The 12,848-nt window shown below is 73.2% G+C and carries 9 protein-coding genes; 6 read left to right on the forward strand and 3 right to left on the reverse strand.

Annotation, left to right across the window (positions count from 1 at the left end):
• The first annotated feature begins 184 nt into the window (after nucleotides 1–184).
• The 3 genes from QI554_RS07175 to QI554_RS07185 all read left to right on the forward strand — a co-directional run bounded on the left by QI554_RS07175 (nucleotide 185) and on the right by QI554_RS07185 (nucleotide 7,105).
• Nucleotides 185–1,768: an FAD-binding oxidoreductase gene (locus QI554_RS07175; RefSeq protein ID WP_281467102.1), complete on the forward strand. Its 1,584-nt coding sequence runs from the start codon at nucleotides 185–187 to the stop codon at nucleotides 1,766–1,768.
• Nucleotides 1,769–1,837: 69 nt separating this feature from the next.
• Nucleotides 1,838–4,132: an FdhF/YdeP family oxidoreductase gene (locus QI554_RS07180; protein ID WP_281467104.1), complete on the forward strand. Its 2,295-nt coding sequence runs from the start codon at nucleotides 1,838–1,840 to the stop codon at nucleotides 4,130–4,132.
• A 114-nt stretch (nucleotides 4,133–4,246) separates the two neighbouring features.
• Nucleotides 4,247–7,105: a serine/threonine-protein kinase gene (locus tag QI554_RS07185; protein ID WP_281467106.1), complete on the forward strand. Its 2,859-nt coding sequence runs from the start codon at nucleotides 4,247–4,249 to the stop codon at nucleotides 7,103–7,105.
• Nucleotides 7,106–7,195: 90 nt separating this feature from the next.
• Here the strand turns inward: QI554_RS07185 and QI554_RS07190 are convergent, their stop codons facing one another.
• Nucleotides 7,196–8,596 (reverse strand): DUF5685 family protein, encoded by a 1,401-nt coding sequence (locus QI554_RS07190; RefSeq protein ID WP_281467108.1) that lies wholly within the window; start codon nucleotides 8,594–8,596, stop codon nucleotides 7,196–7,198.
• 240 nt (nucleotides 8,597–8,836) lie between these two features.
• Nucleotides 8,837–9,106, reverse strand: a complete 270-nt coding sequence (locus QI554_RS07195) for a hypothetical protein (protein WP_281467110.1) — start codon at nucleotides 9,104–9,106, stop codon at nucleotides 8,837–8,839.
• Nucleotides 9,107–9,271: 165 nt separating this feature from the next.
• On the opposite strand from QI554_RS07195, the gene QI554_RS07200 reads away from it, so the two are divergent.
• The 3 genes from QI554_RS07200 (at nucleotide 9,272) to QI554_RS07210 (ending at nucleotide 12,211) form a co-directional block, all read left to right on the forward strand.
• Nucleotides 9,272–9,829, forward strand: coding sequence for an arsenate reductase/protein-tyrosine-phosphatase family protein (locus QI554_RS07200; RefSeq protein WP_281467112.1), 558 nt, complete (start codon nucleotides 9,272–9,274; stop codon nucleotides 9,827–9,829).
• A gap of 167 nt (nucleotides 9,830–9,996) precedes the next feature.
• Nucleotides 9,997–11,148 carry a penicillin-binding transpeptidase domain-containing protein gene (locus QI554_RS07205; RefSeq protein WP_281467115.1) on the forward strand — a complete coding sequence of 384 codons (1,152 nt, stop codon included), beginning with the start codon at nucleotides 9,997–9,999 and terminating at the stop codon, nucleotides 11,146–11,148.
• A gap of 181 nt (nucleotides 11,149–11,329) precedes the next feature.
• Nucleotides 11,330–12,211, forward strand: a complete 882-nt coding sequence (locus QI554_RS07210) for an acyl-CoA thioesterase (protein WP_281467117.1) — start codon at nucleotides 11,330–11,332, stop codon at nucleotides 12,209–12,211.
• Nucleotides 12,212–12,259: 48 nt separating this feature from the next.
• Here the strand turns inward: QI554_RS07210 and QI554_RS07215 are convergent, their stop codons facing one another.
• Entirely contained in the window at nucleotides 12,260–12,520 is a 261-nt protein-coding gene (locus QI554_RS07215) for a hypothetical protein (RefSeq protein ID WP_281467120.1), read from the reverse strand.
• Nucleotides 12,521–12,848 lie beyond the last annotated feature (328 nt).

Below are 12,848 nucleotides of genomic sequence, written 5' to 3' on the forward strand. Positions count from 1 at the left end.
TCGAGGTGCTTCGTCGCTTCGTCCTCGACCGGCACCCGTGCGCTTTGGGCCGGTCACGCTCCGAGTCCACGAGGGTGCGGTACGCCATGCTCACGCTGTTCGAGTGCACCATATGAGTGCTTTGGCTCCACAGGATCCTTCTGGGCCACGGGGGTTGGCCCCGGTGCCGGCGCACGGTGGCGCGGTGTCCGGGTACGCCGTACCGCGTCTGCCCTTGCTGTCTCCGCCGCTGGGCGCCTCCGTGCCGGAGCCCGCCGGTGACCCCGTCCGCGCGGACGACAGCGCCGGAGCCGCGGGCCCGGCCGGAGCCCTCGACGTCGCCCCCGTGTGCGCAGCCGCCGCGTCCCCGACCCCCGACGGGTTCGGTGCTCCGCGCTGGGAGGTGTCCGACGGCAGCTTCACCGGTCCGGGCTTCCAGCCTGTGCCGGGCTCGGATCCGGACCTCCCGGCCGGCCCTGACGGGGCCACCGGCGCCTCGTACGGCTCCTCATACGGCTCCTCGTACACACCCCCGCCCACCGGCTCGTACACAACCGCGGACCCCGACCCGTCCCTGCCCCCGCCCCCGCCCCCGCCCCCGCCCCAGGACACGCTCCCCCCGCGGCCGGCCGCGCCGGTGGATCCGCTGGGTCCGCGGCTGATCCAGGAGAGCCTGGCGGTCGTCGCGCCGCGCGCGGACGCCGTGTTGTCGCACTTCTACGCGCTGCTGTTCATCGAGCGCCCGGATCTGCGGTCGATGTTCCCGCCGATGATGGACGCGCAGCGTGACCGACTGCTGGCCGCCCTGCTGCGGCTGGGGGCAAGCGCGGGCGATCCCGAATCGCAGCGGGGCTTCCTGCGCCAGCTGGGCCGGGACCACCGCAAGTACGGCGTGCTCGCCGAGCACTACGCGGCCGTCGGTGTCGCGCTGATCGGCGCGCTGGCGCGCTTCTCGCGCGACCGCTGGAACGAGGCGACGCAGGAGGCGTGGCTGGGCCTCTACTCCTGGGCGTCCCGGGTCATGATCGAGGCGGCGGAGGAGGACGCGATGGTGTCGCCGCCGTGGTGGGACGCGCGGATCATCGTCCACGAGCGGCGCGGCCCGGACATCGCGATCCTGACCGTCGCGCCGGACCGGCCGCTGCCGTACCGGCCCGGTCAGCACGTGACCGTCGAGACGCCGTGGTGGCCGCGGGTGTGGCGGCACTACTCGATCGCCAACGCGCCGCGCCCCGACAACCTCCTCGAGCTGCACGTGCGCGCGGTCCCGGCGGGGTGGGTCAGCCAGGCGTTGGTGCACCGGGCCCGGGTCGGGGACCATCTGCGGCTCGGCCCGGCGCGCGGGGCGCTCGTCATGCGCGGGGAGTCGCTGCGCCGGGCGCTGTGCGTCGCGGGCGGCACGGGGCTGGCACCGATCAAGGCGCTGGTGGAGCACATGGCGCAACGTCAGCTCGCGCATGATGCGCATGTGTTCATCGGGGCGCGGCGTACCTCGGAGCTGTACGACCTGCGGGCGCTGAGTCAGATGGCGGAGATGTACTCGTGGCTGCACGTCGTCCCGGCGGTGTCGGAGGACCTGTCGTTCTCGGGTGCCCGGGGCACGCTGCCGGACGTTCTGGCGCGCTACGGCGACTGGCGCGACCACGACGTGTACATCAGCGGCTCGTCGGCGATGGTCAGCGCGACACGGCTGCGGCTCACCGGGGAGCTGGGCGTGGAGCCCGGCCGACTGCTGACCGAGAGCCTGGACGCGGTGTCCCAGGGCGACCGTCTGCTGGAGGCGCGCTAGGGAATACGGTGGGGGGTGCGGCGGCCCGCGGGGGCCCCGTGTACCTGGGCACCGAGAGGCGGCGGAGAGATGGTCGGCAAGGCACCGGTCGGAGATGTCGACGACAGCGGTATGCGGGTGTCGGCGCCGAAACGGTACGCCGCAGGGGTCCCGGCCATCATGTCGACGCTGAAGCACGCGGGCCGTGAGATGGGGGTCCGCCGGACCGCCCTCACGCTGCTGAAGGTGAACCAGAAGGACGGCTTCGACTGCCCCGGCTGCGCGTGGCCCGAGGGCGACCACCGGAGCCCGATCGGCGAGTACTGCGAGAACGGGGCCAAGGCGGTCGCCGAGGAGGCGACGCTGCGGCGCGTGACGCCGGAGTTCTTCGCCGCGCACTCCGTGGAGGACCTCGCGGGGCGGACGGACTTCTGGCTCGGGCAGCAGGGCCGGCTGACGCATCCCATGTACCTGGCGGAGGGCGCGTCGCACTACGCGCCGGTCGGGTGGGACGAGGCGTTCGGGATCGTCGCTGAGGAGCTGGCGAAGCTCGGCTCGCCGGACGAGGCGGCGTTCTACACGTCGGGCCGGACGAGCAACGAGGCCGCGTTCGCGTACCAGTTGTTCGTGCGGGCGTTCGGGACGAACAACCTGCCGGACTGCTCGAACATGTGCCACGAGTCGTCGGGTTCGGCGCTGTCGGAGACGATCGGCGTCGGCAAGGGCAGCGTGTCGCTGGAGGACCTGCACAAGGCCGACCTGATCCTGGTCGTCGGGCAGAACCCGGGCACGAACCACCCCCGGATGCTGAGCGCCCTGGAGAAGGCGAAGCGCGCGGGCGCGCACATCGTCGCGGTGAACCCGCTGCCTGAGGCCGGCCTGCTCCGCTTCAAGAACCCGCAGAAGCCGAACGGCCTGGTGGGCGGCGGCACTTCGCTCACGGACGAGTTCGCGCAGATCCGGCTGAACGGCGACCTCGCGCTGTTCCGGGCCCTGAACCGCATGCTCCTCGAGGCCGAGGACGCCGCGCCGGGCACCGTGCTGGACCGCGCGTTCATCGACGAACACTCGCACGGTTTCGAGGAGTTCGCGGACGACGTCCGCAAGACCGACTGGGCGGACGTGCTGGAGGCCACCGGCCTGCCGCGCACCCAGATCGAGCGGATCCACGAACGCGTGCTGCGGTCCGAGCGCGTGGTGGTGTGCTGGGCGATGGGCCTGACGCAGCACCGCAACTCGGTGCCGACGATCCGCGAGGTCGTGAACTTCCTGCTGCTGCGCGGCAACATCGGCCGCGAGGGTGCGGGCGTGTGCCCGGTGCGCGGGCACAGCAACGTGCAGGGCGACCGCACGATGGGCATCTACGAGAAGCCGTCGGCGGCGTTCCTGGACGCGCTGGAGGCGGAGTTCGGGTTCGCGCCGCCGCGCGAGCACGGGCACGACGTGGTCGACGCGATCCGGGCCATGCGCGACGGCAAGGTCAAGGTGTTCCTCGCGGTCGGCGGCAACTTCGTGGGCGCGACGCCCGACACGGCGGCCACCGAGGCGGCGCTGCGGAACACGGCGCTGACCGTGCAGGTCTCGACGAAGCTGAACCGGTCGCACGCGGTGACCGGGCGCCGGGCGCTGATCCTGCCGACGCTGGGCCGCACCGAGGCCGACGTACAGGCGTCGGGGCCGCAGTTCGTGACGGTCGAGGACTCGATGAGCGCGGTGCACGCGTCGACGGGACGGCTCGAGCCGGCGTCCCGCGAGCTGCGCTCCGAGGTGGCGATCGTGTGCGGGATCGCGGAGAAGGTGCTCGGCGACCGCGTCGCGGTGCCGTGGGCGGCGTTCCGGGACGACTACGACGTGATCCGGGACCGCATCGAGCGGGTCGTGCCGGGCTTCACCGACTTCAACCGGCGGGTGCGGGTGCCGGGCGGGTTCGTACTGCCGCACGGGCCGCGCGACGAGCGCCGGTTCCCGACGGCGACCGGCAAGGCCAACTTCACCGTGAACGCGCTAGAGGTGCTGCGGGTCCCGGCCGGGCGGCTGATCCTGCAGACGGTACGCTCCCACGACCAGTACAACACCACGATCTACGGGCTCGACGACCGCTACCGCGGCATCAAGGCCGGCCGCCGCGTGGTGTTCGTGAACCCGGCCGACCTCGCGCAGCTCGGCTTCGCGGACGGCCAGATGGTCGACCTCGTCAGCGAGTGGGCGGACGGGGAGCGGCGCGCGCCCGGGTTCCGGGTCGTGGCGTACCCGACGGCGGAGGGCTGCTGCGCGGCGTACTTCCCGGAGACCAACGTGCTGGTCCCGCTCGACAGCACGGCCGAGGTCAGCAACACGCCGACGTCGAAGTCCGTGGTGGTCCGGCTGGTGGCCGCGGAGGCGTAGCGGCGCACCGCTACGAGCGTGTGACGGCGCGCGGCGACGCGGGGGTCCTCCCCCACGCCGCGCGCCGTTCGGCTCTGGCAGACTGCGGACCCAGTCGACGGTACGGGGAGGGTCATGCAGCCGTTGGAGGCGTCGGATCCGGAGCGGATCGGGTCCTACCGGCTGACCGGCCGGCTCGGCGCGGGCGGAATGGGCCTGGTGTACCAGGGGCGGTCACCGAGCGGCCGGATGGTCGCGATCAAGGTCGTGCGCCCTGACCTGGCCGGCGACGAGGAGTTCCGGGTCCGGTTCGCGCGCGAGGTCGCCGCGGCGCGCCGGGTCGGCGGGTTCTACACCGCGCCGGTGGTGGACGCGGACACCGACGGGCCGCTGCCGTGGCTGGCCACGGCGTATCTGCCGGGGCCGAGCCTGCAGGCCGCCGTACGCGACCACGGGCCGCTGCCCGAGCCGTCGCTGCGCGTGCTCACGGCCGGGCTGGCCGAGGGGCTGCAGTCGATCCACGCGACGGGGCTCGTGCACCGGGATCTGAAGCCGTCCAACGTTCTGCTCGCACTGGACGGGCCGCGCGTCATCGACTTCGGCATCGCCCGCGCGGCCGACGAGACGAGCGTGACCGCGACGGGACTCGTGGTGGGATCGCCCGGGTTCCTGTCGCCGGAGCAGGCCAACGACCACGAGGTGGGGCCGCCGTCCGACGTGTTCTCGCTGGCGTCGGTGGTGGTCTTCGCCGCGACGGGCGCGGGCCCGTTCGGCGGCGGCTCGGTGCCGGGGCTGCTGTTCCGCGTGGTGCACAACCCGCCGTCGCTGGACGGCGTACCGGAAGGCCTGCGGGACCTGCTGTCCCGCTGCCTCGCGAAGGACCCGGCGGCCCGGCCCAGGGCCGGACAGGTGCTGGCGGAGGCCCTGGCCCCGGGCGACGCGACGGCGGTACGCGGCCCGCGCGGCTGGCTCCCGGAGCCCGTCGCGGCGGCGGTGGCCGCGGCGACGGCGGAGTGGGGCTACGGGGAGCCGGGACGCGCGGCCGACGCGGCTTCGGTGTCGGCCTCGGGGCTGGCTTCGGGGCCGGCTTCGGGGCCGGCTGCTCGGCCGGCTGCTCGGCCGGCGGACGCGGGGGCACCGTCGGTGCCGTCCTCGCAGCCGTCGTCCGGCCCGGCGGACGCGGTGCCGGTGTCAGGCCCGGCCGACGCGGCGCCCGGTTCGGGCCAGCCCGACGCGGTCCCGTCGATCCCGGGGCCGCCCACGCTCCCGCCCCCGCCGTCGGTGTTCGACAGCGCGCCGCACTCGCCCGTGCCCACGCCGCCCCCGTCCCCTGCGCCGTACCTGCCGACGATGCCGCGGCACCCCGCGGGGCCTCCCCCGATGCCCGCGAGCCCGCCCGTGCAGGGCACGCCTCCCGCGCAGCAGGGCCCGCCTCCCGCGGCGGTGTGGCAACCGCCGACGCCGGGCCCGCAGCCGGGCATCCCGCAACCGCCCAGCTCGCAGCCGCCGAACGTGGGGCAACCGCACGCCCCGCAGCCCGGATTCCCGCCGCCCGGTATCCCGGGCCCGCCCGTACCCGAGCCCCGACCCGGGGTGTCGCGGCGCCGGTTCATCGCCATCGGATCGGCCGCGGCGACGGTCGCGGCCGGCGGCGGGATCGCGGCGTGGCTGCTCGGGCGCTCCGACGGCGGTGACGGGGCCAAGAACTCCTCCTCCGAGAAGATCAGCTCACCGAACCCGCCCGGACCGACGACCAACCCGCCGCCGGTCGCACCCGCGCCCAAGCCTTCCGGCCCGTACACGCTCACCTGGCTGACCGAGTCGTTCGGCGACCCGTCGGACACGGACGTCAAGTCGGCCATGGACGGGCTCAACTCGGACGTGGGCAAGCTGTCGCCGTCGGGCAAGCTCACGTACACGCTGTCCCCGTTCGACCAACTCGAGGCCAAGCGCACGAATATGCTGGCCGCAGGGGCCGCCCTGGACCTGTTCGACGTCCAGGCCTCGCAGCTGGCGCAGTTCGCCGAGGCCGGGCAGCTCGCGGACCTGACGCCGTACCAGGAGCTGTTCCACGTCGACTCGTGGATCCCCGGGCTGCGCGACGCATGCACGTACAACGGCAAGTTGGTGGCCGTGCCGATCGGGAACTCGATCCCGGTCGTCGTCTACCGCAAGGACCTGTGCGACCCGGCCGGGTTCACCGTGCCGAAGACGCAGGACGACTGGCTCGCCGGCCTGGAGAAGGTGCGCGCGAAGAACACCGGAACGCCGGGATTCCAGGCGATCCTGTTGCCGGGTCAGGCGTGGCAGGTCATCTCGTCGTGCGTGTGGGCGGCGGGCGGCCAGATCGCCGAGCGGGTCGGCGGCAGGTGGAAGGGCCAGCTGGACACCCCCGAGGCCCTGACGGGGATCCGGTTCTTCCAGAAGCTGCAGGGCTATTCGACCGCGCTGAAGACCGACACCGACTACATGGTGAACAACCCGCCGAACCAGATCCTCGCCAAGCAGGCGACGGGCATGGCGGTCGCGTCCGACTGGCTCTACGACACGGTGGTGTCGGACGACCCCACCATGGCCGCCAAGCTCGGCGCGTTCCCGCTGCCGGGGCCGCAGGCGGGCATTCCCGCGCCGGTCGGCTCGACCGGGACGCTGCTGTGCGTCTCGGCGAAGAGCCAGAGCGTCGCGGGTGCGGCGCAGTTGCTGGCGTTGGCGCTCGCCGACCGGTTCCAGGCGTCGTGGGGGAAGGCCGCGGGCCTGCTCCCGGCGCGCAAGGGCCTGCCCTCGGACCGCTCGGCGAAGAACCCCATGGTGAAGGCGGGGATGGAGGTCGCCGACCTGGCGACCCGCGCGTACCCGACCGCGTCGGGCTGGACGGTCCAGCCCCTGCGCACGTTCGCGACGAACGTGCTCCAGGGGATGGACCCGGCCACGGCGGCGGCCCAGGCCAACGCGCTGATCGACCAGAAGTTCAACGAGTCGAAGCCGAGTACGTGAGGGAGGGCCGGGCCGAGCGGGCTCGTGTCGGCCCACCCCGCGCACGCGCCCTAGCGACGCACCCCGCCCCGGCCCACGGCCTTCAGCCCGTCAACAACCGCAGTCGCAGCCGCAGTCGCAACAGTCGCAGTCCCCGCAGCAATCGCAGCAGTCGCAGGCCGAGCAGCAGTCGCAGTCACAGTCGCAGTCCCGGCACGCGCCCTTGTGCTGGCGGCCGGTGCACGGGTTCGTGTACTCCTCGCGGCAGCACGCCTGGCAGGTGCAGCACAGCCCGACCCAGATCAGGCACCCGATGAGCGGGTTGTGGCGGCGTCCGCGCGGAGGCTGACCACCGGGCGGAGTGCCCCACGGGCCGCCCTGGTTGGGGTCGGATCCGGGGCCGCCGGGGTTCGGGCCGAACGGGTTGCCGTGGCCGGGGCCGGGGCCCGTCGGCGGGGGCTGCCAGCCGGGCGGGCTCTGCTGCGGCCACGAGGCGGCGGTGTCGGTGCCGTCGGCGATGCCGAACGCGACGTCTCCGTCGCGCTGCATGCCGATCGTCCCCTGCCCGCTGCCGCTGCCCGCGCGTCCTTCGGCCTTCTTGTGCTCGTGCCCCTTCACCGAGCACGAGTTGCCGCGCTTCGGCACCGGGTAGCCCGCGTGCTCGAACGTCCGGTCGACGGCGCGCTCGACCTCGTGGACCAGCAGCGTGTGCACGAGCCGCTTGTCCTCGAACTCGACGTCACGCAGGGCGAGTTTGATGCCGTGTGCGGCGTCGCGGCACAGCCGGTACGCCTCGTCGGGCCCGGTCTCGGTGGCCAGCAGCGGGTTCCAGGAGCCGGATTCGCGGTCCGCCCAGACGTCCTCGACGGCGTCCAGCAGGTGCGCGAGCCGCCCGAACAGCCGGCCCGCCTCAGCGAGGGACTCGGCGTTGTCGGGCCGTCCGGCGAGCACGGCGGTGTGCGCGAAGGCGGCGCCGGTCGCGGTCTCGGTCGGCTCGGTGACGGTCAGCACGGACGTGCCGGGGCCGGCGAGCGCCTCGATCTCCCCCTGGCGGCCGACGGCTTCGGTGAGGAGAGCGGTGTCGAACCCGAGGTCGTGGCCGGTGTCGCCGCCCTGCCGGGCCCAGCGTCCGGCGATGCGCCGCGCGCCGCCGGCGACCGGCTTGCGGGCGAACACGCCGTCGCCGTCCTCGACATGGTCGCGCATCTTCGCGGACGCCAGCACCAGCGACACCGCCGCGGCCAGCCGCGCGCCCTCGCCGCGCGCCACCTCCGCGGTGCGCATGCCGCGCAGCGGGCACGGTCCGGCCTTGCGGCGCCCGGCCTTTGCGGTCTGCCCGGCCTGCGCCTCGACGAGGACGGAGATGATCAGGCCGTCGTAGTTGGTGGCGACGCGCGCCGCCTGGCCGTGGTCGTCACGCAGGGCGAGGCACAGGCCGCACAGATGCGCCATCCAGGCATCCCGCAGGCCCTCCGAAAGCCGATGACGGCACGGTCTGATGATGCCGAACAACGCGTGTGTCCTCCCCGCTTCCCCGATACCGGTCCCTCCGACACCGTTCCCGCAGGTCGCCCCCCGGACCGGCAGGGGTCAAGGGTAGCGATCCGGCGCAACCCCCGCGTGGGGCGGCGGGGCGTCCGCACGGACGCATGGCGGAGTGCGGTTCCGCCCCTCGGTGTTGGACGGGCCGGGCGTCGGGGGCATCAGGGCGACGCGCGTCGCCGAGCCTCGGTCACACGGCTTCGGCGGCCGCTAGACCGACGCGGTTCGGGCGTCCGGGTTCGCCCGCCAGGCCTCCCGCCCGGCCCGTGCCGCGTCCGCGGCCCGGTGGGCCGTGACGGCCACCCGGGAGTTGCGTTCGCGGTGGCGCACCCAGTGGCGTGCCGCGGCGGCCACCGCGACGGCGCACATCGCCACCCCTACGGACGCCAGTGCCGCGCCGCCGACCGCCAGCAACGCTCCGGTTCCGAGCAGGCGGGTGTCGACGTCGATTGCTCGATCTGAATCACGGTGAAAGTCCACATTTCCACGATGACCGAAGCCGCCGGACCCCGCACCTGCGCGGCCACCGCATCGTCGGGGCTTCACCCGTCCGGGCGCGTGCCAGGGGCGGCGCGTACGGAACATCGGGCGCGCGGCCGGGGGACCGGCACACCCGCCGAGCATGATCCCCAGTACCCTCGCGCCGTGATCCTCGTCGTCTGCACCGGAAACATCTGCCGCTCGCCGATGGTCGAGGCGATGCTCCGCCACCGCCTCACCGCCGCGGGCCTGACCGGTGACGCGTGGGCGGTCTCGTCCGCCGGCACGCTCGGTTGGGGCGACGCGCCGATGACCGACGAGAGCGCGGCCGTCCTGCGCGAACACGGCGTCGTCCCGCACGCCCACACCTCGCGCCGCCTGTCGGCCGACATGCTCGACGCCTCGGACGTCGTCCTCGGCATGACCCGCGAGCACATCTGGGGCGTCACCGCCCGCTCCGCCGCCGCCGAGCCGCGCGCCTTCGTCCTCGGCGAACTCGCGCGCCTGGGCGCGAAAGCGGGCCCGCGCAGGCCCGACGAGCCGCTGCGCGACTGGGTGGCGCGCGTCGACGCCCTGCGCGACGCCCGCCGCATGGCCCGCTCGGACGACGAACTGGCCGACCCGCTCGGCGAGCCGATCGAGACGTACCGCAAACTCGCCGACCGCGCCGAGGACCAGGTCACCCGCCTGGTCGCGCTGCTCGCGCCGCCCGCCGCGGACTGAACCGCGTTCGCAAAGAGCCCCGATCACGACTCGGCGCCCGAAAGGCCGGCGGACGCAACCCCGCCAACGGCCCGTCACCCCAACGGCTTAGGATCGCCCTCCAGCTTCAGCAACCAGTCGGTCGCGTGAGCAGAGGCGACCACACGGGGGAACGGAGATCGACCGGCATGCCCAAGCCGACGACCACACAGCGCGCCAAACGCATATCCGTCACCGCCCTGAGCAGCGTGCTCCTCGCGGCCGCCGTCTCCGGCTGCGGCCTGTTCGGCGGAGACGACGACGGCGCGAAGAACACCTCCGCGGAAAGCCAGTCCCCGACCGCCGCGGTCGCGCCCCCGGCCGCCCCGGCGACCTCGGCACCGCCGGTCACCAGCGCCCCGCCCTCCTCCGCGGCCCCGTCCCCGAGCGCGACGACGCCGGACACCGGGCCCGGCTCGTCCACGATCGTCGACGCGCTCCAGAACGCCGCGGTCACCGCCGTCGGCAACGACGGCTCCGCGTCCCTCGTCGCGCTCAACATGAAGAACGGCGAGATCGTCGCCACCGTGCACCGCCAGAACGGCATGTCCGGCAACCTGGCGCCCGGCTCCACCTTCAAGATCGTCACCTCGGCGCTGCTGCTCTCGAAGGGCGCGGTGACACCGGGCACCAAGGCACCCTGCGCCAAGACGCTGACCGTCAACGGCCAGGCCTTCAAGAACGTGCACGACATGGAACTGTCGAACGCGACCTTCCGCGAGGACTTCGCCAAGTCCTGCAACAACGGCCTGATCGCGTTCTACGACAAGATCGGCGACAAGGAGCTGTCCGAGTTCTCGACGAAGTACTTCGGGCTCAACAGCAACGCCTGGAAGGTCGGCGCCGACGCCGGGACCACCGACGGCGTCGTCCCACCCGCGAGCAGCCTCAACGACCGCGCCGCCCAGATGATCGGGCAGAGCTCCCTCAAGATGAACCCGATGACCATGGCCTCCGTCGTCGCCACCGCCGTCACCGGCCAGTTCCACCAGCCCGTCCTCAAACGCGGCCAGGACGTCTACACCGTCTCCTCGAAGCTCCCGGCGAGCGTGTCACGCGACCTCAAGACGATGATGGTCGACTGCGCCACCGGCGGCGGCACCGGCGCCGAGGTCCTGCGCGGCATGTCGAACGTCGGCTGCAAGACCGGCACCGCGGAGGTCGGCACCACCTCGACGAACGCCTGGATGGTCGCCTACCGCGGCGACATAGCCGTCGCCGTCCTCGTCGAAGGCGGCACCTCGGGCTCGGGCGCGGCGGGCCCGATCATCAAGCAGTTCCTCGCGGCCGTCCCGAGCTAGCCGATAGGCGCGGGGCCCGGCCTCGACGCCGGGCCCCGACCACCCGGACCTGCGCACCGCGGCCCCGAAGCCGACGCATCGCTCCCCGAGCCGCTCCGTAGCGCAACCCGCCCACGCGTCCCGAACCCAACACGGAAGCCGCGCCCTCCCCTCCCTCGCCCCCATCTGGCACCATGACCCGGTGAGCGATCTTTCTGAGGACCGGCCGGCCTCGTTCGCCGGCGGCCGTGCCGAGACCTTCGTCGACCTCCTCGCCCTCGACGAGATCGAGCAGAACATCTTCCGCGGCACGTGCCACGCCGGCGCCCCGCTGCGTGCCTTCGGCGGCCAGGTGGCCGCGCAGGCCCTGATCGCGGCGGGCCGTACGGTCGTCTCGGACCGGCACGTCCACTCGCTCCACAGCTACTTCCTGCGCCCGGGGCGCACCACGACCCCGATCGTCTACCTGGTCGACCGGGTCCGCGACGGGCGCTCCTTCACCACGCGCCGCGTGACCGCCGTCCAGAACGGCGAGACGATCTTCGCGCTCTCCGCGTCCTTCAAGGTCCCGGAGACCACCCCCGAGCACCGCCGCGCCATGCCGGAGGTCCCGCGCCCCGAGGACCTGCCCGACCCGTACGAAGGCCTCCCCCGCGAAGCCCGCCGCCACTACGAGGTCTCGCAGACCCGCCTCGTGATGGACCTCCGCTTCGTCCCCACCTCCGCCGACCCGGCCACCCACCTGACCGACGGCATCCCCCACCAGCGCGTCTGGATGAAGGCCGCCGAAAAGCTCCCGGACGACCCGCTGCTCCACGTCTGCGCGATGGCCTACATGTCCGACCTCACCCTCGCCGGCACCGCGGCCGCCCCCCACATCACCGACCCCCAGAACCTCCAGATGGCGTCCCTCGACCACGCCATGTGGTTCCACCGCCCCTTCCGCGCCGACGAATGGCTCCTCTTCGCCCAGGCCTCCCCCACCGCCCAGGACGCCCGAGGCTTCGCCATGGGCGAGTTCTACGACCACAACGGCACCCTCGTAGCCAGCGCCGTCCAAGAAGCCGTAATCCGCCAACACTGACGCCACGCAGCAGCGCGACCCGCATGACGCGGAGCTACGTCGAGCCGCTCACGCCTGCCGGATCAGCGTGATCGTGGTCCCTATCGCACCGATTGTGAACACGGCGGCGACCACCCTGAGAGGCCCGACGCGCCGCTCCATGAACTCCCTTTCATCAGGCCCCATCTCGGGCATACGCCGCTTTGCGTAGCGAAGGAATCGCCACGCAAGGAGCGTGAACACCCACGCGGCGGCCAGCACGACCCACCAGGCGCCGGATACTCCTTGGCTCTCCTCTGCCGCCCGTTCGGCCACCCCGAGCATCAGCACGCCTCATTCCGCCCCGTCAGAGCCGACGCCATTTTCCGCCCCTTAGCGCTCCCACCGCCGCCGCCCGAGCACCCGGCCACCGCTGTCAGCGACAGGACGGCGGCGGCGGTCGTGAGGGCGAGGGTGCGGCGGGGGTGGTGCATGGGTGCGACTGCTTTCCGGGGAGACACGCGAGGGGGATGAGAAAGGAAGGGAGGGGTGTGACTACTGGGGGACGAGAGAGGAACCTAACAGTCGGTTTTTCGAGGGGCGGCAGCACCCCGTGCGGCCCACCTTCGGGGTCGTTTTGTAGGGTCTCTACAACATCAGGGCTCCGGCACGCGTGGTT

This window comes from Yinghuangia seranimata (assembly GCF_029953285.1).
Taxonomy (GTDB): domain Bacteria; phylum Actinomycetota; class Actinomycetes; order Streptomycetales; family Streptomycetaceae; genus Yinghuangia; species Yinghuangia seranimata.

Excerpts from the sequence above, each read along its gene's own strand:
- QI554_RS07180 (WP_281467104.1), top strand. The coding sequence starts at position 1,838 with ATGGTCGGCAAGGCACCGGTCGGAGATGTCGACGACAGCGGTATGCGG.
- QI554_RS07185 (WP_281467106.1), top strand. The coding sequence starts at position 4,247 with ATGCAGCCGTTGGAGGCGTCGGATCCGGAGCGGATCGGGTCCTACCGG.
- QI554_RS07205 (WP_281467115.1), top strand. The coding sequence starts at position 9,997 with ATGCCCAAGCCGACGACCACACAGCGCGCCAAACGCATATCCGTCACC.